Source organism: Pseudomonas sp. PH1b (assembly GCF_000633395.1).
In the GTDB taxonomy this organism is placed as follows: Bacteria; Pseudomonadota; Gammaproteobacteria; order Pseudomonadales; family Pseudomonadaceae; genus Aquipseudomonas.
In genome coordinates this window covers 93,275-114,828 of sequence record NZ_AYMU01000001.1, presented here as the reverse complement: position 1 = coordinate 114,828, position 21,554 = coordinate 93,275, and the positions used below count along the sequence as shown (strand labels likewise).

Sequence of the window (21,554 nt, the reverse complement as noted above, 5' to 3'; positions counted from 1 at the left end):
GGTCGTTGCCGGTGGCAGAACGCACAACGGCATCCCAGGGGATGCCGTTGTGCGTGCAGGGCCGGATCGATCAATTGGTACTGGCACTCCAGCCGCCCGGCTGCAGGTCCGGCCGGGGCGCTTGGAACAGCGGTGGATCGACGAAGAGCATCAGGCGCTTGATCACTTCGCGGTCGGGAAACTCGGCACGACAGGCCTGGATCTTGTGCCGCCGACTGCTGGGAATGGCTGAAAACTGCTGGCTGTCGTAGATCAGCGTGTAGTCGATCTGCGGGTTGTCCACACAGAATGCCAACAGGTCAAAACCGCTTGGCGTGGCCAAGGTGCCGTTGATGATCAGCAGGTCGAACGGGTCGCAGCCGTAATCCACCAGCGTCAGCAGTTCATCGAGTCGATGCACCGGCGCAATGCGGTAGTAGTTCAGTTGGTTCAGTGCTCGCTCGATCTGCATTCGATGAAAATGCTGATCATCGGCAATCAATATTCGCAGCGCTCTGTTGGACATATCTCTGATCCTGCTCATGGCACTCGACCCGTGAATACAGGCCTGGGTGCCTGGATCGGTAAAGCCTAAGGAAGTGTCTGGAGGTTTTCTCCAGGATTGCTCTGAAACCACTTCAAGGGTGGTCTCGAAGCCATCTTTGGGTACACATCAACAGGCCACGCCGACAGGCCTGTGAAGCTTTTTGCAGACTGCACACTACGATAATCGTCACCCGTTTTTTTTGCAGCGCGACAAGGGAGTGAATGTTCTCGTTGTCTTGTAAGGTCTTTCCCAGGCAAACCAAGGTGTATCTCATGCCCGCCTGCTGCGGTGCTCATTCAGTGGTGCTCGGGCTCCAGAAGGCCTGCTGCACCAGTGGCGAGGTGGACAGCCGCGCCACCAGGGCATCCAGTTCGTCACCGTCCACCGAGGTGGTGGCCAGGGTCGCCTCGATCTCCACCTCGTCATTGCCAAAGGCGTGCACGTCGACGTCGCTGGCGGGGTAGTTGCTGTGCTCCAGCTCTGCCTCCAGCAAGGCGAATACGGCTTTCTGTTTCGAGCGGTGGGCAATCACATAGACGATGTTGGTGACCTCGGCGGAGACCACATCCAGAGGCTGGCGGTTGATGTTGTTGACGATGGGCCGCAGCAGGGTGTTGGCCGCCAGCACGAACAGGGTGCCCAGCAGCGCCTCGAGGATCAGGTCGGCCCCCGCGCAGGCGCCCACCGCCGCCGAAGCCCAAAGCGTGGCAGCGGTGTTCAAGCCACGGACATTGCCCTCCTCACGCATGATCACCCCGGCACCGAGAAAGCCGATGCCCGAGACCACGTAGGCCACCACCCGCACCGCGCCCTCGGCCCCGCCCAGGCGGTTGGCCATGTCGACGAAGATCGCCGCCCCCACCGCCACCAGCACGTTGGTGCGCAGGCCCGCGGTGCGTTGGCGGTACTGGCGCTCGAAGCCGATCAGGCCGCCGAGGATAAAGGCCGCGCTGAGGCTGACCAGGGTATCGATCAGCGAATCCAGGTTGATGTTGTGCAGGGCTTGCATGGCGAAGATCCTTGAGCGGGGCGATATAGATGACACCCAGGGACTTTAGCAGCGGTCTGTGAAGGTCTCATGGCCTGCTGCGGGCCAAAGACCCGCTGTAGGAGCCTAATGCTGTTCACTTAACAAAAAACGGCGCTTCCACGAGATAAGGATGCGCCGTTTTTCTTGGGCTTCGCTGCCGACCCGAGCGAGAAACTCTTCGTTCAGCAGCTTAAGAGAACAGCATTACGCCGTAGGAGCCGGCTTGCCGGCGAAGGGGCCGGTGAGGATCCATTCGCCAGGAGGGTGATGTTGGCTGGCAGGGAAGCGCTCGCCTGTGGGGCAGTTTTTGCTGGCGAAAAACTTTTGTCTGCTAGGTCGCTGTTGCTGGAGAAAAACTTTGTCTGCTAGGTCTCTGTTGCTGGAGAAAAACTTTGTCTGCTAGGTCTCTGTTGCTGGAGAAAAACTTTGTCTGCTAGGTCTCTGTTGCTGGCGAAAAACTTTGTCTGCTAGGTAGAGGTTGTTGGCAGAAAAGCTTCGCCAGCAAGCTGGCTCCTACAGGGGCAGCATTACTGCCAACCAAAACGCCGTACGTAGTAACCCTTGACTGCCTGGGTCAGGGCCATGTAGGCCAGCAGGATCAACGGCAGGAACACGAAGTACAGCGACGGCAGCGCCTGCAGCTTGAAGTAGTGCGCCAGCGGGCCCATCGGCAGGAAGATCCCCACCGCCATGATGATTGCGGTCATCACCATCAGCGGCATGGCCGCGCGGCTCTGCAGGAAGGGAATCTTCGGCGTGCGGATCATGTGCACGATCAGGGTCTGGGTCAGCAATCCCACCACGAACCAGCCGGACTGGAACAGGGTCTGGTGGTCCGGGGTATTGGCGTCGAACACGTACCACATCAGGGCAAAGGTGGTGATGTCGAAGATCGAGCTGATGGGCCCGAAGAACAGCATGAAACGTCCTACATCCGCCGGCTGCCAGCGCTGGGGCTTTTTCAGCATCTCCTCGTCGACGTTATCGAAGGGAATGGCGATCTGGGAAATGTCGTACAGCAGGTTCTGCACCAGCAGGTGCATCGGCAGCATCGGCAGGAACGGAATGAAAGCACTGGCCACCAGCACCGAGAACACGTTGCCGAAGTTCGAGCTGGCGGTCATCTTGATGTACTTGAGCATGTTGGCGAAGGTCCGGCGCCCTTCCAGCACGCCCTCCTCCAGCACCATCAGGCTCTTTTCCAGGAGGATGATGTCCGCCGCTTCCTTGGCGATGTCCACCGCGCTGTCCACGGAAATGCCGATGTCGGCGGTGCGCAGCGCCGGGGCATCGTTGATGCCGTCGCCCATGAAGCCCACCACATGGCCGTTGGCCTTGAGCAGGCGCACGATGCGCTCCTTGTGGGTCGGGGTCAGCTTGGCGAAGACATTGGTGGTCTCCACGGCCTTGGCCAGCTGTGTGTCGCTCATGCGCTCGATGTCGTTGCCCATCAGCAGGCCCTGTTGCTCCAGGCCCACCTCGCGGCAGATCTTCGCCGTCACCAGTTCGTTGTCGCCGGTCAGCACCTTGACCGCCACCCCGTGTTCGGCCAGGGCCCGGAGGGCCGGTGCGGTGCTTTCCTTGGGCGGATCGAGGAACGCCACGTAACCGATCAGGGTCAGCTCGCGCTCATCCGCCAGGCTGTAGGTGTCACGCCCTTCGATCATCGGCCGCGCGGCCACCGCCACCACCCGCAGGCCTTCTTCGTTGAGGTCGGCCGTGACCTGGCGAATCCGCGCCAGCAAAGGTTCGGTCAGGGTTTCCTCGGCCTCGCCATGGCGCACGTTGCGGCACACCGCCAGCACTTCTTCCACCGCGCCCTTGCAGATCAGCAGGTGCGGCCGGTCCTGTTCCGCCACCACCACCGACATGCGCCGGCGGGTGAAATCGAACGGAATTTCATCGACCTTCTGGAACGCGGTGCCGACCTTGAGTTCGCGGTGCACCTCGACGTGTTCCAGCACCGCCACGTCCAGCAGGTTCTTCAGTCCGGTCTGGTAGTAGCTGTTGAGGTAGGCCATCTCCAGCACGTCATCGGAATCCTCGCCCCAGACGTCCACGTGCCGCGCCAGGAAGATCTTGTCCTGGGTCAGGGTGCCGGTCTTGTCGGTGCACAGCACGTCCATGGCGCCGAAGTTCTGGATCGCGTCCAGGCGCTTGACGATGACCTTCTTGCGCGACAGGAACACCGCGCCCTTGGCCAGGGTCGAGGTGACGATCATCGGCAGCATTTCCGGGGTCAGGCCGACGGCGATCGACAGCGCGAACAGCAGCGCCTCCATCCAGTCGCCCTTGGTGAAGCCGTTGATGAACAGCACCAGCGGGGCCATGACGAACATGAAGCGGATCAGCAGCCAGCTGACCTTGTTGACCCCGCTCTGGAACGAGGTCGGCGCACGATCGGTGGCGCTGACCCGTTGCGCCAGGGCGCCAAAGTAGGTGCTGTTGCCGGTGGTCAGGATCACCGCCGTGGCAGAGCCGGACACCACGTTGGTGCCCATGAACAGGATGTTGTCCAGGTCCAGGGGGTTGCTGGTGTCGGCGTCCTGCTGGCGGGGGAATTTCTCCACCGGCATCGACTCACCGGTCATCGCCGCCTGGCTGACGAACAGGTCCTTGGCGCTCAGTACCCGGCAGTCGGCGGGAATCATGTCGCCGGCCGAGAGCACGATCAGGTCGCCGGGCACCAGTTGCTTGATCGGCAACTCGATGCGCTGGGCGCCCCGGGCCTCGGCAGCCGCCCCTAGCAAGCGGCCGAGCATGGGCGCCGCCTGGGCCGGAGAGCCCGGACGCATCACCGTCGCGGTGTTGCTGACCATGGCCTTGAGGGCGTCGGCGGCCTTGTTCGACTTGGCCTCCTGCCAGAAACGCAGCAGGGTCGAGAGCACCACCATGGAGAAGATCACGGTGGCGGCCTTCATGTCCTCGGTCAGCCAGGAGATCACCGCCAGCAGGGTCAGCAGCAGATTGAAGGGGTTCTTGTAGCAGTGCCACAGGTGGGTCCACCAGGGCAGGGCCTGTTCGTGCTCGACCTCGTTGAGGCCATGCCGCTCACGCAGGGTCTGGGCTTCCTGGTCGCTCAGGCCATCGGTGTGGCTGCCGAGCTGGTCCAGCAACTGGCTGGCATCGCTGTTGGCGGCGGCCACCAGGGTTTGCGCCAGGGTCGGCGGCACGTCGCGATTGACGCTGGCGTCATTGAAGCTTTCCAGCAGGGCCAGGCGACGGAAGTGCCGGGCGAAGTGCCGGGTCCGCAGGAAACCGGCAAAGAACTCTTTGAGCAGGGTGAGCTTCATGGTGATGACTCCTACACAACCGGCCTGTGCCATGGCACATGGGGCGAGCGTGTTGAAACGAAACAGTCAGGGTAGTTGTACAGCAGGAGCGTGCAGGGCTTGCGCCCGAAGCAATCGCACCGTCAGTGAGGGACGGTGTTGTGGGCGATGGTGACGCTGGCTGATGTATCCCATGGCTGTTCCCCGGACGGACGGCGTTGGCAATCCCGCAGGCAGGTACGGCCGGACGTCGCGTGAAGGTCATGAACCCTCACGCAGGCCAGGCCCGCCGGTCCCAGGGACCGGCGCGTCGGAGCCGCCACGATGCGCCACAAGGGCCGGATCGGGCAGAAATCAGAGTCAAGAGAAGTGACGTCGGAAGGCGAGCCACCCAGGCCCGCGATCGGGATGCCGCATCTCGCTGGTCGGCGAGACAACGGCAGGAAAAGGCTGCGCGTTATCTTGCCGGGACGGCGCCGGTCATGAGAACCGGCTGACTCCTGTCACTCGAACAAGTACCCACAACGGGCCTCCACTGATTGAAAACGGGCGCAGCTTACGCCGCACTATTTGCAGAGTAAACCGGGGAAAAACCTTGGCCTGGGGAATTGAAAAGTTCTTCAGCCAAGGTTCAGGAAGGGGCTAGAACATGACACTTTCATGGCATTGGCCGCCGCTGCCGCAGGCGTCTGCGGCAGCGGCGGGTGATCAACTGGCAGTGGCCAGCAGCACGTCGCGCACTGAGCGGCTGTGGCCGCGAGTCTTGCCGTGTTCGTAGAGCGACGCGGCAATCTCCTCGGCCCGGATCGGCAGCACCGACAGCAGGGTATCGCTCAGGCCGTGGCTGGCCTGGCTGAAGCCCTGCAGGTAGATGCCCGCTTTGCAGCGATCATCAGTCAACAGGCGATAATTGCGGTCAACCTCAAAGTCGCCCAGGTAGGTTTCCAGCGGTGCCAGCAGCTCACGGTGCAGGTTGCGTTCGTAACCGGTGGCCAGGACCACAGCGTCGTAGTGGCGTACTTCGCGCTCGCCGCTGGCGCTGTTGCGCAGGATCAGCTCGATCCCCAGGTCGGTGGCGGTGGCCTTTTCCACGGTGGTCATGGTGCGGAAGGTGTGACGGGCGATGCCCGAGACTTTCTGTCGGTAGAAAATACCGTAGATGCGTTCGATCAGGTCGATATCCACCACCGAGTAATTGGTGTTCTGGTACTCGCTGACCAGACGCTCACGCTCCCCGCCGTTCTGCTGGAACACCAGGTCAGTGAAGGCTGGAGAAAACACTTCATTGACGAAAGGGCTGTCGTCGGCTGGCTTGAGAGCCGAGCCACGCATGATGATGTCAGCCTGCACCGACGGGTAGCTGTCGTTAAGGTCGATGAAGGCCTCCGCCGCACTTTGCCCACCGCCGATGATAGCGATGTTCATCGGCTTGCCGTTGGCACATGCCTGCTGGGTCATGCGCTCCAGGTACTGGGAATGATGGAACACCCGCGGATCGTTCCTCAGCCCCTTGAATGTCTCAGGCACTCGTGGCGTGCCGCCGGCGCTGACCACTACCGAACGAGCGGTGCGCACGAACTCGGTGCCCTGGGTATCCCGGGAGGTCACACGCAACGCTTCGACCTGCTGGTTGTGCAGCACCGGCTCGATGCTCAGCACTTCTTCGCCATAACGGCTGTGCTCCTGGAAATGCCCGGCCACCCAGCGCAAGTAGTCGTTGAACTCCATGCGGCACGGATAGAAGGTACCCAGGTTGATGAAATCCACCAGGCGCCCGTGGTGCTTGAGATAGTTGACGAAGGAATAGGGGCTGGTGGGATTGCGCAGGGTCACCAGGTCCTTGAGGAAGGAAATCTGCAACTCGCTCTGGGCCACCAGAGTGTTGCCGTGCCATCGATAATCCGCCTGTTTGTCGAGAAACAGCGCGTCCAGTGGACCGTGCTCCTGCCCGCGCTCTTCCAGCGCAATGGCCAGCGCCAGGTTCGAGGGGCCGAAACCGATACCGATCAAATCGTGAACGTTGGCCGATGCAATTGCCTGTGTCATTTCCAGTGTCCTCTGGATAAGCCGCCTCAACGCGGGGAAAAAGTGTCACGGTGACCCGACTGGCCAATGCAGGACAGCAAGTCGTCTGTTGAGTAGGGACGAGGACAATGAAAAAAAATTTAACTAAATAAGTCTCAGTACCAGGGCTTCAGTGCCCATCCCACTGACGCAGGCGGACCCGGCAATGCTTCATCGCATTGACGATGTGTTTCTCCACCAGGCTGCGGGAAATCCCCAGTTGCTCGGCGATCTGCGGGTGGGACAGGCCTTCGAGCTTGCGCAGCAAAAAGCTCTCGCGGCACAACCGTGGCAACTCCGCCAGGGCCCGCTGCAGCATGTCCAGGCGCTGGCGGTGATCCAGGCTGGTTTGCGGCGAGGGATTGAAATAGCGCTCTTCGCTGTCCAGCACCTCGAGGGGCTCGGACTGGCGCAGGGCATTGCGCCGATGGCCATCGATCACCAGGTTCAGCGCCGTGCGATAGAGAAATGCCCGCGGCTGCTCGATGGGGGTGTCGCTGGAACGCTCCAGAACCCGCACGTAAGCATCGTGCACCACGTCCTCGGCCACCTGGCGATTGCCCAGCTTGGCATTGAGGAAGCACATCAGCTCGCGATAGTAACTTTCCAACATGGCTCCCGATCGCCGAAGGGAGGCGATTCTGTCCTTGAGCAAGACCGACGGCTGCCGGTTGGGCCCGGTAAATCAATGATGGCAGTTTAGAAGTGGCGTAATTTATAGTAATTCTCATATAGATTTAAAGTACCGCAGTGTCGCGGTGGGTTTATTTTCAGTCTTGCGACAGCTGTTACGCCATGTGTCGACCGTTAAATTCACCCTGCGGCATCTCGTTTACCTGACAGCTCCCCGTCTATGCCGTTCCTGCGGCAGCTCCATGCCTCGTCGCCTTGCGCGCGCCGGCTGCAGCGACGGGCCGATATCTCCTGGCCGGAACCCTGCATGAAACGTCCTCGAACAACCCGACGCGCCCTGCTTGGCGCCTTATGTCTGATCCCTGTTGTGGCCATCACGGCCTGGAAATTCATCCCCGCCGGTCGCGATCAATTCGCCACGGTGCAGGTCAGCCGGGGCGATATAGAGAGCAGCGTCACGGCCCTGGGCACCTTGCAACCGCGGCGTTATGTGGATGTCGGCGCCCAGGCGTCCGGGCAGATCCGCAAGATCCATGTGGAAGCCGGCGACACCGTAAAGGAAGGCCAGTTGCTGGTGGAGATCGACCCCGCCACCCAGCAGGCGAAGCTCGACGCCAGCCGCTTCTCCATCGAGAACCTGCAGGCCCAGTTGCAGGAGCAGTACGCGCAGAACCAGTTGGCCCGGCAGAAATACCAGCGCCAGCAGAACCTTGCCGCCGGCGGCGCCACCCGCGAGGAAGACGTGCAGACCGCCCAGGCGGAACTCAAGGCCACCCAGGCGCGGATCGACATGTACAAGGCGCAGATCCGCCAGGCCCAGGCCAGCCTGCGCAGCGACCAGGCGGAGCTGGGCTACACCCGCATCTACGCGCCGATGAGCGGCACCGTAGTGGCCGTCGACGCCCGCGAAGGCCAGACCCTCAATGCCCAGCAGCAGACCCCGCTGATCCTGCGGATCGCCAAACTGTCGCCGATGACCGTGTGGGCCGAGGTCTCGGAAGCCGACATCGGTCACGTCAAGCCCGGCATGACCGCCTACTTCACCACCCTGAGCGGCGGCAACCGGCGCTGGACCAGTACCGTGCGCCAGATCCTGCCGATCCCGCCCAAGCCCCTCAATGAAACCAGCCAGGGTGGCGGCAGCCCCGCCAGCACCAGCAAGAGCGGCAGCGGCCGAGTGGTGCTCTACACCGTGCTGCTGGATGTGGACAATGCCGACAACGCCCTGATGGCGGAAATGACCACCCAGGTGTTCTTCGTCGCCAGCCAGGCGAAGAACGTTCTCACCGCGCCCATCGCCGCCCTGCAAGGCAGCAGTGCACCGGATCGGCAGACCGCCCGGGTAGTGGCCAAGAACGGCTCGATCGATGAGCGCGAAGTGCGGGTCGGCATCAGCGACCGCCTGCGCATCCAGGTAATGGACGGGTTGAACGAAGGCGATCACTTGCTGATCGGCCCCGCCAACAGCAGCGGGGGCTGAATGCAGACTCCGCTGATCGACCTCAGGAACATCCGCAAATCCTATGGCGGTGGCGACACCCCGCAAGTCGACGTCCTGCGGGGCATCGACCTGTCGATCCATGCCGGGGAATTCGTCGCCATCGTCGGCGCCTCGGGGTCCGGCAAGTCGACCCTGATGAACATCCTCGGCTGCCTCGACCGCCCCACTTCGGGCGAGTACCTGTTCGCCGGGGAGAACGTCGCCCACCTGGACAGCGACGAGTTGGCCTGGCTGCGCCGCGAGGCCTTCGGCTTCGTGTTCCAGGGCTACCACCTGATCCCTTCCGGCTCGGCCCAGGAAAACGTCGAAATGCCGGCCATCTACGCCGGCACCCCGGCCGCCGAACGCCACGCCCGCGCCGCCGCCCTGCTGGACCGCCTGGGCCTGGCCAGCCGCAGCGGCAACCGCCCGCATCAACTGTCCGGCGGTCAGCAGCAGCGGGTGTCCATTGCCCGCGCCCTGATGAACGGCGGCCATATCATCCTCGCCGACGAACCCACCGGCGCCCTGGACAGCCACAGCGGCGCCGAAGTCATGGCCCTGCTGGACGAACTGGCCAGCCAGGGCCACGTGGTGATCCTCATCACCCACGACCGAGAAGTCGCGGCCCGCGCCAAGCGCATCATCGAGATCCGCGACGGCGAGATCATCAGCGACACCGCCGACAGTGATCCCTCGGTGCAACTGAGTGCCAATGCCGGCGCCCTGCAAGCCGTGGACTTGCGCCAGCGCCTGGCCGACGGCAGCGAAGCCACCGGGGCCTGGAAAGGCGAGTTGCTGGAAGCGATCCAGGCCGCCTGGCGGGTGATGTGGATCAACCGTTTCCGCACCGCCCTGACCCTCCTGGGCATCGTCATCGGCGTGGCCTCGGTGGTGGTAATGCTGGCAGTGGGCGAAGGCAGCAAGCGCCAGGTGATGGCGCAGATGGGGGCGTTTGGTTCGAACATCATTTACCTGAGCGGCTATTCACCCAACCCGCGCACCCCAGAAGGCATTGTCACCCTCGACGACGTCGCCGCCCTGGCCAACCTGCCCCAGGTGAAACGCATCATGGCGGTCAACGGCGCCAAGGCCGGGGTGCGTTTCGGCAACGCCGACTACATGAGCTACGTGGGCGGCAACGACACCAACTTCCCGGAGATCTTCAACTGGCCCGTGGCCCAGGGCAGCTATTTCAGCGAAGCCGACGAACGCACGGCAGCAGCAGTGGCGGTGATCGGCCACAAGGTCCGGGAAAAGCTCCTCAAGGACGTGGCCGACCCCATCGGCCAGTACATCCTCATCGAAAACGTGCCATTCCAGGTGGTCGGCGTGCTCTCGGAAAAAGGCGCCAGTTCCGGCGACAGCGACAGTGACGACCGCATCGCCGTGCCCTACTCCGCCGCCAGCATCCGCCTGTTCGGCGACCACAACCCGCAGTACGTGGCGATCGCCGCCGCCGATGCCAGCCGGGTCAAGCAGACCGAACAGGAGATTGATGAGCTGATGCTGCGCATGCACGGCGGCAAGCGCGATTTCGAACTGACCAACAACGCCGCGATGATCCAGGCCGAGGCTCGCACCCAGAACACCCTGTCGCTGATGCTCGGCGCCATCGCCGCGATCTCACTGCTGGTAGGTGGCATCGGGGTCATGAACATCATGCTCATGACCGTGCGCGAGCGGACCCGGGAAATCGGTATCCGCATGGCTACCGGCGCCCGCCAGCGTGACATCCTGCGTCAGTTCCTCACCGAAGCAGTGATGCTTTCGGTGGTTGGCGGCCTGGCTGGCATCGGCGTGGCCCTGATCATCGGCGGCATCCTGATCCTCAGCGAAGTGGCGGTGGCCTTCTCCCTGGCGGCAGTGCTCGGCGCCTTCGGCTGCGCCCTGGTCACCGGCGTCATCTTCGGCTTCATGCCGGCCCGCAAAGCTGCCCGGCTCGACCCGGTCACGGCCCTTACCAGTGAATGATCGATCTATGAAAGTGCACCTGACCCTCCTGGCCGCCAGCGTCTTGCTGGCAGCCTGCAGCAGCCCTGCGCCACGCCCGAAAAGTGGCCTGCAAGCACCGGCGGCCTGGCACTCTCCCGCCAGCCAAGGCACCCGGCAGCAGGACCTGCGCTGGTGGACCCGTTTCGGCAGCCCGGAGCTGGACCAACTGATTGCCGAAGCCCGGGCCGGCAGCCACGATCTGGCCGCCGCCATGGCCCGGGTCCGCCAGGCCCAGGCCAGCGCCATCGTGGCCGGGGCGCCGCTGCTGCCCAACGTCAATGGCACCTTCAACGCCAGCCGCAGAAAACAGTTGCGCGGCAACAACTCCAGCCAGCTCGATTCCAGCAGCAACAGCAAGGTCACAAACTCGTTCGACGCAGGCCTGAGCGCCACCTATGAAGTCGACTTCTGGGGCGGCCGCCACGCTGCCTACGACAGCGCCCTGCTAGGCGTCCAGGCCAGCGAGTTCGACCAGGCCACCGTTGAGCTGACCCTGCTCAGCGGCGTGGCCAACAGCTATGCCCAGGTCCTGTCCCTGCGTGAACAGTTGCGTATCGCCGAACTCAACCTGGCCAATGCACAGAACGTGCTGCAACTGGTGCAGACCCGCTACGACTCCGGCTCGGCCACCGCCCTGGAACTGGCCCAGCAGAAAAGCCTGGTGGCCGCTCAGCAGCGCCAGGTGCCGCTGGTGCAACAGCAGGCCGAAGAGGCACAGATCACCCTGGCCACCCTGCTCGGCCGGCCAGTGCAAAGCCTGACCCTGAGCAACCAGCCCTTTGCCCAATTGAACTGGCCGACCATCGATGCCGGGGTACCCAGCGAGCTGCTGGCCCGGCGCCCCGATATCGCTGGCGCCGAGGCCCGGCTGGCCGCAGCACAAGCTGACGTCAAAGTGGCGCGAGCGGCGATGCTGCCGACCCTGACCCTGACCGCCAACCTGGGCTCGGGCGCCGACAAGCTGGGCGACGTCTTGCGCAACCCCTTCTACAACCTCGCCTCCGGCCTGGTGGCGCCGATCTTCAACAACGGACGTCTAGGGGCTGAACGGGACAGGGCCACGGCGCGCCAGCAAGAGCTGCTGGAGACTTATCGCGGGACGATCATCAATGGTTTTGCCGATGTCGAGAAAGCCCTCAACAGCATTCGCGGCCTGGACCAGCAGCGCCAGTGGCAGGGCGAAGAGCTGAACCAGGCGCAGCGTGCCTTCGAAATCGCCCAGAGCCGCTATCAGGCCGGCGCCGAAGACCTGCTGACCGTCCTGGAAACCCAGCGCACCCTGTACACCGCCCAGGACCAGAACGTGCAACTGCGGCTGTCGCGCCTGCAGTCGAGCATTGCCCTGTACAAGGCCCTGGGGGGCGGCTGGAGCCACTGACACGGCGGGAGTGGCCGGCCCGGTCACTCCCGCACCCGGCGCAGCGGTCGAGCATGAAATCGCTTAGAATCCCCTCCTGCCCCACCGCCAACAGAACCCCATGCCCCTCGAAAATGCGCCGCACGACCCACTGACAGAGCTCCTGGCCCTGCTGCGCAAGGTCTACCCCGACGGGCTCGACAAACGTGACTACAAGTGCCTTCTGGTGCTGCTGTACCCGCACTTGTGCGACCGCAATCTGGCGCAGCTGATAGCGCAGCTCACCCACAGGGACGCGGACCTCATTCTCAACGACCTCTACGCTGCCGTGACCGGCCAGCCGCCGCCCGCCGCAGAGCTGGAAGCGTTGCAGGCACTACTGGAGCGGCACGGCGCCCGGACCATCCTGACGGACGACTGACTGCGCAAGGAGCAAACAATGAACATCGAGGACTTCAAGCAACTGCTGGAGGCGCGCAAGCGCAGCCATCCGATCTGGTTCGAACTGCCGTCGGACCGCCTTGCCAGCCAGGCCCAGGTCATGGAGGCGCAGCAGGCCTTGGGGCTGCAACTGCCAGCCGATTACACCTGGTTCCTCAAGGAGTGCGGCGGCGGCTACTTTGCCCTGGCCATGCTCTACTCACTGGACAGCAGCAGTGATTTCCACCTGGTGGAGATCAACCGGGCCCACCCGGCCATCACCGGCCGTCACCTGCTGTTTTCAGAGAACGGTTGTGGTGACTTCTACGGGTTCAGGATCGAGAACCGGCACTGCCTGGCACCGGTCGAGTTTTTCGACCACAGCTGCGGGCAATGGCAAACCAGCCGATACAACGGGCTCTTGAGCTTTCTCGCCGAAGTGGCCCTGAGTAACTGAATCCCCCGCCTTACAGCTTCAAGTGCTGGGCATACCAGGGCCGCCGCGGTGCCCGCTTGAGCAGGTCCGGCACCTCTTCGTCGCGGCTCAGGGCGATGCGCAAGGCCAGCTTCATGACCTCCTGATCCATCTCCAGGGACATTTCTCCCGGGGCATTGCCCAGGGGGCCGCAGCCATGGGTCGAAGCCCCCAACCACGGGTCGTCGATCTCGACCCAGCGCCCGGGGGCGAACCAGGGCACGCCATTGACCTCGCGGTGCAACACTTCACCTGGGTGGTAGCGCTCATGGGCACGGAACCAGTCGTCGATACGGTCGTCGATCCAGCCATGGAATTTCCAGAACATCGGATGCACATGGGACGAGAAGGGATCGCCGAGAAAGTCATTCTGCGGCTGGTACCAGCGCCCGGCGAAGTCCGAGGACAGGCGCGCCTCCATCACCGGCATGCCGTTGGAGGGATCGCGGGCGACATCGGCCCAGCGCATGTGCAGCCAGTCGTGCAGGCCCAGCTCGACCTCCGACCCGAACTGGCCCAGGGTCAGGCGGCTGAGGTACTCGGGGTCCTGGTACTGCGATTCCCAGACCTGGAAGTTGCCATAGAACGCCGCATCGCTTTTCAGCCCGTGCAGCCATTGGGTGAACTCTTCATCGTCGTCGGCCACCCAGGCCGGCGGCACCGAACAGCCGTCATGGTTTTCGTAATAGCGGATAAAGGCCTGCCGGTCTTGCTCAAGACGGGCGCAGGGCAACGGCAGTTGGTGCCAGGACACCAGGTCCGGCTGCAGTGAGCGGGCATGCAGCAGCATGTGCCGGTGCATGAACAGAAAGTCGATGCCCGAGGCATTGCGATGCTTGCGTCGCCCACGGGCATCACGCTCGTGCTTGACCGGGCCCGGCTGCCAGCCGAGCCCCCGCAGGCTGTTGCGCTTGTCCTTGGGCAGGGAATGCCAACGGTCCCGCGAGGCATGCCAGAGCTGGTGGAACAGGCGGTGCTGGGGCGATACCAGCCACGCCAGCAAGGCAGGGCTCAGCCCGCTCTGGTCCCGGGCGGCTGGAAAGGTCCGCTTGCGCGCCACGAAACGTGCCGCGGATACCGGCGCCAGCGGCGACGCCTGCAATGAATACAGGCTGCCACTGAGGGTGCCGCTGCCGGCATTGCCCCAACTGGCCCAGACCTCATCAAGCACCACCTGGCATTCATGACTGGGGGCGCCGGCGATCCGGCCACCGGCAAACAGGCGCCAACGCAGCTTGGCGGCGTCCACCGACGCCAGGTCGCCCTGCACCAGGAACTCCACCGGGCCGTCGCCGCGCAGACTCTGCGCACGCCCCAGCACGCCACGCAAGCCGCGCCCCGTGGGGCCGGCATCCAGCAGCAGTTCACACCCTTTACGAGGCAAGGACTGCGGTCCGTTGGCGTCCAGGAACTCGATATCCCAGATGCCTCGCAGGTGATCGGCAAGGCGTACACCAGGGTCCAGGGCCACCTCCAGCTTGGCTTCCCCGGGGGTGATCTCCTGCTCTTCCTTGCGCCGAACATCCTGACGCAGCAACTCCTTCTGGGTGTAGAACGCCACAGGGATAGCCGCTCCCGTCACCGCCAGACCGGTCAAAAATCCTCTTCTCGAAAACCTCATCGCTCTACCTTTATCCAGTGGCGCGTCACGCATCTAGCTAGAACGTTGGATTTGCAGGGAAATTTACCGGCCAGCGATTCCCGGAACGCTAAATTTGCTCTCGGCCAGCTCGTTTATCGCGGATAGATGTGCACAAAAGGTCGGACCCGGCAGCACTGAACCCCAGGGCCCGACCCCGTCATCAGCCCGCCTGCGACTGGGATAGCAATGATCAAAATATCTGGTAAGAAAACCCTCTATCTGAGCCTGCTGATACTTATCGTCGCCGCCCTCGGTGTCGGTGCCGGCGCAGCCTGGCACTACTACTGGAAGGACCGGGTGTCCTATCCCAACGAGATCGTCAAGCACGCCAACGACCTGCAAGAGCGCATCATTTCCTTCGACAGCCACATTACCGTGCCCCTGGATTTCGGCACCGAAGGCAGCGAAGCGGACAAGGACACCTCGCGCCAGTTCGACCTGGTCAAGGCCGGGCGCGGGCGCATGTCCGGCGCCGCCCTGAGCATTCTGGCCTGGCCGGAAATGTGGAACGGCGCCAACGCGCCGCACCGCCCCACCGCCGGCTTCGTCGAGGAATCGCGCCATCAACGCGAGACCCGTTACCGGATCATCCAGGGCATGGTGCGTGACTTCCCCAACCAGGTCGCGATTGCCTACACCCCCGCCGACCTGCGCCGCATTGCCTCCGAAGGCAAGGTGGCGGTGGTCATCAGCCTGCTCAATGCCTACGCCATGGGCGACGACCTGGACCAGCTGGACCAGTGGGCCGCACGGGGCATGCGCCTGTTCGGCTTCAGCTATGTCGGCAACAACGACTGGGCCGACTCGTCGCGCCCGCTGCCCTTCTTCAACGACACCCGTGACGCCCTCGGCGGTCTTTCGCCCATCGGCAAGCAGGCGGTGCAGCGGCTCAACGACCTGGGGGTGGTGATCGACGTCTCGCAGATGTCGAGCAAGGCCCTGGACGATGTTGCGAGCCTGACCCGGGCGCCAGTGGTGGCTTCCCACTCCGCCCCCAGGGCGCTGGTGGATATCCCGCGCAATCTCAGCGACCAGGAAATGCAACAGATCAAGGCCACCGGCGGGGTGATCCAGGTCGTAGGCTTCTCCACCTACCTGCGCCCCCTCAGCCAGCCGACCCTGGACAAGCTCAATGCCTTGCGCAAGCGCTTCGACCTCGGGCCGCTGCAAGGCCTGGAGAACGCACTGATGCCCGGCGACGCGGTGATCACCATCTGGCCGGAACAGCGCTTTGGCGAATACGCCAGCTCCCTGTACGGCATCCTCGATGAAGAGCCCAAGGCCAGCCTCAAGGACTTTGTCGACGCCATCGACTACACGGTGAAGAAGGTCGGCATCGACCACGTCGGCATCAGCTCGGACTTCAACGAGGGCGGTGGCGTCAACGGCTGGATGAGCGTGGCGGACAACCGCAACGTCACCGCCGAGCTGATCCAGCGTGGCTACAGCGACATCGAGATCGCCAAGCTCTGGGGCGAGAACTATTTACGCGTCTGGGAACAGGTGCAAAAACTGGCCAAGCCTGCCAAACCCGCCCCTCAACCTGCCGTAGCGGGCTAACCCATGACCATGAGCCTTCCTGTGACCAATCGCCGGACCTTCCTCAAACAAGCAGGCCTGTTGGCCGCCGCTCTGCCCCTGAGCAATCTGGCCATCAGCCAGGCCCAGGCCGGCAGCACCACGACCACCAGCACCTCGCAATGGACGCAGTTGCGCCAATTGTTCGACCTGGACCCGGACTACGTGCACCTGGCCAACTTCCTGATCACCTCGCACCCGAGGCCGGTGCGCGAGGCCATCGAGAAGTACCGGGCGGTGCTCGATCGCAACCCGGCCATGGCCATGGACTATGACACCCAGTACACCTGGCAGCGCGAGGCCCAGGTGCGCGAAAGCGTCGGTCGCTACCTGCAGATCAAACCCGCCCAGGTGGCGTTGACCGGCAGCACCACCGAAGGCCTGGCCCTGATGTATGGCGGTATTCACGTGCGCCCCGGGCAGGAGATCCTGACCACGGTTCACGAGCACTATTCGACCCGCAACGCGCTGAAGTACCGCACCCAGCGCGACGGCACCCAGGTGCGCACCATCGAACTGTTCAAGTCGCCCCACCGGGTGTCCACCGACGAAGTGCTGGGCAACATCGACCGCAGCATCCGCGCCAACACCCGGGTACTGGGCATGACCTGGGTGCAGTCGGGCAGCGGCGTGAAGCTGCCGATCGGCGAGATCGGCAAGCTGGTGGACCAGCACAACCGCAATCGCGATGAAAAGGAGCGGATTCTCTACTGTGTCGATGGCGTGCACGGGCTGGGGGTGGAAGACATCACCTTCGCCGATCTGAACTGCGACTTCTTCGTCGCCGGCACCCACAAATGGATGTTCGGCCCCAGGGGTACCGGGATCTTCTGCTCGCGCTCGGAACAACTCGAACACCTGACGCCGATGGTGGCGACCTTCTCCGAAAACCAGAACTTCGCCACCACCATGACCCCCGGCGGCTACCACAGCTTCGAGCACCGCTGGGCCGTGGACCAGGCCTTCGACCTGCACATGCAGCTGGGCAAGGCCAACGTCCAGTCGCGCATCCACGAACTCAACAGCTACCTCAAGCAGCGCCTGCAGGAACACCCGGGCATCGAACTGGTCACGCCCCTGAGCCCGGAGCATTCCGCCGGCTTCACCTTCTTCCGCGGCCAGAACCTGGACACCGACGCCACCGCCGCCTGGCTGATCGAGAACCGCATCCTGGTGGACGCGGTGGACCGCGATGCCGGGCCGGTGGTGCGCATGGCCCCCGGCCTGCTCAACAGCGAGGCGGATATCGACCGGACCATGGACCTGCTGGGCAAGCGCCTGCGCAGCAGCAAGACCGCCTGAACCGTTGCCACGCCCCCAGATCTCACATTGCACAAGGCTATTGACTGATGAAACCCGTCGCCTATTCCTCCCTGGCCGCCCTGGCCGGTTGCCTGATCAGCCTCAACGCCCACGCGGTAGAACCGCCCAAGCCCGGCAGCGTGTTCAAGGACTGCAAGAATTGCCCGGAAATGGTAGTCCTGCCTGCCGGCAGTTTTGTCATGGGCACCCCGGAAGACGAAGTAGGCCGCGAGCCTGATGAAGGCCCGCAGCACACAGTGACCTTCCAGAAAGCCTTCGCCATGAGCCGCTTCCATGTCACCGCCGCCGAGCTGGATGCCTACATCCGCGAAACCGGCACCGTGATCAAGGACGGCGACGACCGCCCCGGCCGCCTGTGCCAGGCCAGCAAGCCTCGCTATGAACAGGGGCCGCGCCAGCCGGCGGTCTGCGTCGACTACGCCGATGTGCAGGCCTATACCCAGTGGCTGTCGAAGAAGACCGGCAAGCACTACCGCATGGTCAGCGAGGCGGAACGCGAATATGCCGCACGCGCCGGCAGCACCGGCTCCTTCCCCTTCCCTTTCGATGAAGAAGGCCAGTACCAGATCACTAAGCACGCCAATACCTACGGCCCCAAGGATGGCTTCAGCTTCACCGCCCCGGTGGGCAGCTATCCAGCCAACGCCTTCGGCATGTATGACATGCACGGCAACGTCTATGAGTGGGTCGCCGACTGCTGGCACCCGGACTACGTAGGCGCTCCGGCCGATGGCAGTGCCTGGATGGAAGAGTCGGAAGGGGTATGCCTGGACGCCCAGATCCGTGGCAACGACTGGGGCGAGGCCCCGGTATTCTCGCGTTCGGGCAACCGCAACAGCCGCAAGCGCGAAGTACGCGGAGACTGGTTGAGCTTTCGGGTCGTGCGCGAGCTGGAACAGCCTGGCGCCAGCCACAAGTAAACACCCCGATGAACAGCGGCCCGGCGCCACAAACGCACCGGGCCACTGGCAGTATCAGGCGACGTCCCGGGCTTTTCCGGCCTGAGCCTGGCGAAGGTTCTCCAGCATCAGCCACAGGCCCTGGCGCAAGGCCGGGAACAGGCTGTTGTTGAAGTTGTTCCAACGCAGTTCGAGGATGGTGTCCTCGGGGCCGATTTCGGTGTTGAGCACATCATGCAGCACCTCGCCGGAGTCGATACCGTTGTCCACGTAGTGGAACGAGGCACCGGTCAGGTATAGCGGAGCGGTCGGCACGGTTTCCTTCGTCGCCCAATCCACTACTTTCTGCCCACGAGCACCGTACAGGGCATTCCAGGTGGCATAGGCTCCGCGACGCTCATAGGGCGATTCGATGCGGGTGATGCCCGGATGGATGTTCATGATCCGCCGGGCGAAAGGCGCTCCCGGGCGCACCAGTTCATCGAGGATCACCAGCAGGCCGTCGAGCACCACGATATCGGCTTTGAGCTCCACTAGAGTGTCGTGCAGGCGGCGTTCGAAATCCTGCTTGCCGGCGACGTGCTCGGCACTGCCGCGGGGATGGCGGCGATAGGTGGACGGCACGCTCAGCAGCAAGTCGTTGACCCGCTTGCCCTGCACTTCCAGGTCCGCCGGGTACAGCCACTGGCGGCCCGGCTGGTAGGCAAAGCCGTAGTCGCTTACCAACTGCTGGTCCCGTGGCGACTGCTCGTCATCGTCGTAGACCACGCCCACCAGTTCGTAGGCCTCGCCCAAGGGCGTCTGATTCAGCGTCTGAACCAGAAACTCCAGCACCGATTTCATATAGCGCTCGTGGTCCTTGTAGGCCACCGGCTGCCCGGCCTTGTCGGCGGCGGCATTTCGCAGGGACCAGACATACACCAGATTCTTCTTTGTCATTTGCTCGCTCTCGCTCATTGGTTCAGGCACTGCGTCGATACACGTGCGCCCACAAAACAAGAACGAAGCAGGGGGCAGCCGATTTATCACCATGGCGCATTGATCATCGAGACATGGCAGGCGGCGCTAAATACTCGCTTCAGCGTTTCGTTTGTCATGGGTAAGGGTCTGTGTGCCACGACCCCCTATTCACTTTCCGGGAAGTATCTATGACCGACCCCAAGCGCGGTGCATTTCGCGAACTGCTCGCATTACTCAAGCCCTTTCGCACCATCGTGATTGTCTCGGTAACCCTGGGCATGGCCGGCGGCCTGGCCATTACCCTGTTGCTGGCCACTATCAACAACGCGCTGCACTCACAGACTGGCATGACCCAGGGAGTAGTCCTGACATTCGCCGCCCTGTGCCTGCTGGCTCTGACCAGCGCGATCGTTTCGGATATCGGTACCAACTACGTGGGTCAAAGGATCATTGCCGCTCTGCGCAAGGACCTCGGCGCCAAGGTGCTCTCGGCCCCCATCACACAGATCGAACGCTATCGCTCCCACCGCCTGATCCCGGTGCTGACCCACGACGTCGACACCATCAGCGACTTCTCCTTCGCCTTCACTCCTCTAGCCATCGCCACCACCGTAACCCTGGGCTGCCTGGGTTACCTGGCGTACCTGTCGGTACCGATGTTCCTGATGATGGTGGTGGCAATCATCATCGGCACCAGCGTGCAGCTGGTGGCCGGCGGCAAGGGTATCAGGGGCTTCGACGAGGCCCGTGACCATGAAGACGAACTGCAGCGCTACTACAACGCCATCGCCTCCGGCGCGAAGGAACTGCGAATCCATCGGCCCCGGCGTTTCCGGATGAATACCCAGCGCATTCAGGAAACCGCGGACCGCATCAGTGACATCCAGGTGCGCTCGGTGAACACCTACATCCTGGCCAAGAGCTTCGGTTCAATGCTGTTCTTCGTGGTCATCGGCCTGGCCCTGGCCATGCAGGCCTACTACCCGAACCCGGACCCCGCAGTGATCACTGGCTTCGTGCTAGTGCTGCTGTACATGAAAGGCCCCCTGGAACACGTGGTTGGCTACCTGCCGATCATCGGCAAGGCAAAGATCGCCTTCGCCCGCATCAGCGAACTGTCTGAACGCTTCTCCTCTCCCGAGCCGCATCTGTTGATGGACGACAGCGAAGCGCCGCAGATGACAGTGCACAGCCTGGAGTTAAAAGGTGTGAGCTATAGCCCTCCGGCGGTTGAGGGCAGCGAACCGTTTCACCTGGGCCCGATCAACCTGAGTATCAAGCAAGGCGATATCGTCTTCATCGTTGGCGAGAACGGCTGCGGCAAGACCACCCTGATCAAGCTGCTGCTGGGCCTGTATCAACCCCAATCGGGGGAAATCCGTCTCAATGGCGAAACCGTGACCGACCGGGTTCGCGACGATTATCGACAACTGTTCACCACAGTGTTCGCCGACTACTACCTGTTCGATGACCTGGTCCAGGGCAGTGCCGGCAAGTCACTCGATGTCGCTGCCCAGTACCTCGACCGCCTGGAGATCGCCCATAAGGTCAGCGTCAAGGATGGCGCCTTCACCACCACTGACCTGTCCACTGGTCAGCGCAAGCGCCTGGCGCTGGTCAATGCCTGGCTTGAAGAGCGCCCGGTGTTGGTATTTGACGAGTGGGCGGCGGATCAAGACCCGGCCTTCCGGCGAATTTTCTATACCGAACTGCTGCCGGACCTCAAACGCTTGGGCAAGACCATCATCGTCATCAGCCACGACGATCGTTATTTCGACATCGCCGACCAACTGGTACGCCTGCGCGCTGGCAAGGTCGTGCAGGAGATGGAACCGGCGTAAATATTTCCGGTTTATGGCAACTGGTGCGTCATACAGATAGAACTGAGAATTAATACCAT

16 protein-coding genes are annotated in these 21,554 nt (G+C 63.1%); 9 read left to right on the top strand and 7 right to left on the bottom strand.

The annotated features are described in order from the left end of the window. Window positions 1–70 precede the first annotated feature (70 nt). From U873_RS0100370 to U873_RS0100345, 5 genes are all read right to left on the bottom strand, one after another. Window positions 71–505 carry a response regulator gene (locus U873_RS0100370; protein ID WP_025126345.1) on the bottom strand — a complete coding sequence of 145 codons (435 nt, stop codon included), beginning with the start codon at window positions 503–505 and terminating at the stop codon, window positions 71–73. 313 nt (window positions 506–818) lie between these two features. Next, on the bottom strand, window positions 819–1,535 hold the full coding sequence (locus U873_RS0100365) for an MgtC/SapB family protein (protein ID WP_025126344.1): 717 nt from the start codon (window positions 1,533–1,535) through the stop codon (window positions 819–821). A gap of 548 nt (window positions 1,536–2,083) precedes the next feature. Further along, a complete protein-coding gene (gene mgtA / locus U873_RS0100355; protein ID WP_025126342.1) occupies window positions 2,084–4,849 on the bottom strand; it encodes a magnesium-translocating P-type ATPase in 2,766 nt (921 codons plus the stop codon). 687 nt (window positions 4,850–5,536) lie between these two features. Continuing rightward, entirely contained in the window at window positions 5,537–6,874 is a 1,338-nt protein-coding gene (locus tag U873_RS0100350) for a lysine N(6)-hydroxylase/L-ornithine N(5)-oxygenase family protein (protein WP_025126341.1), read from the bottom strand. 148 nt (window positions 6,875–7,022) lie between these two features. After that, window positions 7,023–7,505, bottom strand: coding sequence for a sigma-70 family RNA polymerase sigma factor (locus U873_RS0100345; RefSeq protein WP_025126340.1), 483 nt, complete (start codon window positions 7,503–7,505; stop codon window positions 7,023–7,025). Window positions 7,506–7,832: 327 nt separating this feature from the next. Here U873_RS0100345 and U873_RS0100340 point away from each other — a divergent pair, with 327 nt between their 5' ends. From U873_RS0100340 to U873_RS0100320, 5 genes are all read left to right on the top strand, one after another. Further along, the gene (locus U873_RS0100340; RefSeq protein WP_025126339.1) at window positions 7,833–9,005 is read left to right on the top strand and encodes an efflux RND transporter periplasmic adaptor subunit; all 1,173 of its coding nucleotides are present in this window, start codon (window positions 7,833–7,835) and stop codon (window positions 9,003–9,005) included. Beyond that, the gene (locus tag U873_RS0100335) at window positions 9,006–10,979 is read left to right on the top strand and encodes a MacB family efflux pump subunit (RefSeq protein ID WP_025126338.1); all 1,974 of its coding nucleotides are present in this window, start codon (window positions 9,006–9,008) and stop codon (window positions 10,977–10,979) included. It abuts the gene before it with no gap. 7 nt (window positions 10,980–10,986) lie between these two features. After that, entirely contained in the window at window positions 10,987–12,378 is a 1,392-nt protein-coding gene (locus tag U873_RS0100330; RefSeq protein WP_025126337.1) for an efflux transporter outer membrane subunit, read from the top strand. A 100-nt stretch (window positions 12,379–12,478) separates the two neighbouring features. Then, window positions 12,479–12,778, top strand: coding sequence for a DUF3349 domain-containing protein (locus U873_RS0100325; protein WP_025126336.1), 300 nt, complete (start codon window positions 12,479–12,481; stop codon window positions 12,776–12,778). A gap of 18 nt (window positions 12,779–12,796) precedes the next feature. Beyond that, complete coding sequence (locus U873_RS0100320) at window positions 12,797–13,234, top strand: SMI1/KNR4 family protein (protein ID WP_025126335.1); 438 nt, start codon at window positions 12,797–12,799, stop codon at window positions 13,232–13,234. A gap of 10 nt (window positions 13,235–13,244) precedes the next feature. Here the strand turns inward: U873_RS0100320 and U873_RS0100315 are convergent, their stop codons facing one another. Next, entirely contained in the window at window positions 13,245–14,873 is a 1,629-nt protein-coding gene (locus U873_RS0100315) for a twin-arginine translocation signal domain-containing protein (protein WP_025126334.1), read from the bottom strand. A gap of 207 nt (window positions 14,874–15,080) precedes the next feature. Between U873_RS0100315 and pvdM the strand changes: the two genes are divergently transcribed. From pvdM to U873_RS0100300, 3 genes are read left to right on the top strand one after another with little or no spacing between them, the layout of a single operon-like run. Then, the gene (gene pvdM, locus U873_RS0100310; protein WP_025126333.1) at window positions 15,081–16,454 is read left to right on the top strand and encodes a pyoverdine-tailoring dipeptidase-like protein PvdM; all 1,374 of its coding nucleotides are present in this window, start codon (window positions 15,081–15,083) and stop codon (window positions 16,452–16,454) included. 21 nt (window positions 16,455–16,475) lie between these two features. Next, entirely contained in the window at window positions 16,476–17,774 is a 1,299-nt protein-coding gene (locus U873_RS0100305) for an aminotransferase class V-fold PLP-dependent enzyme (RefSeq protein ID WP_025126332.1), read from the top strand. A 47-nt stretch (window positions 17,775–17,821) separates the two neighbouring features. Next, complete coding sequence (locus tag U873_RS0100300) at window positions 17,822–18,715, top strand: formylglycine-generating enzyme family protein (RefSeq protein ID WP_025126331.1); 894 nt, start codon at window positions 17,822–17,824, stop codon at window positions 18,713–18,715. Between the two features lie 54 nt (window positions 18,716–18,769). Here the strand turns inward: U873_RS0100300 and U873_RS0100295 are convergent, their stop codons facing one another. Beyond that, window positions 18,770–19,633 carry a formyltransferase family protein gene (locus U873_RS0100295; RefSeq protein WP_025126330.1) on the bottom strand — a complete coding sequence of 288 codons (864 nt, stop codon included), beginning with the start codon at window positions 19,631–19,633 and terminating at the stop codon, window positions 18,770–18,772. Window positions 19,634–19,842: 209 nt separating this feature from the next. On the opposite strand from U873_RS0100295, the gene U873_RS0100290 reads away from it, so the two are divergent. Continuing rightward, entirely contained in the window at window positions 19,843–21,495 is a 1,653-nt protein-coding gene (locus U873_RS0100290; RefSeq protein ID WP_025126329.1) for a cyclic peptide export ABC transporter, read from the top strand. Window positions 21,496–21,554 lie beyond the last annotated feature (59 nt).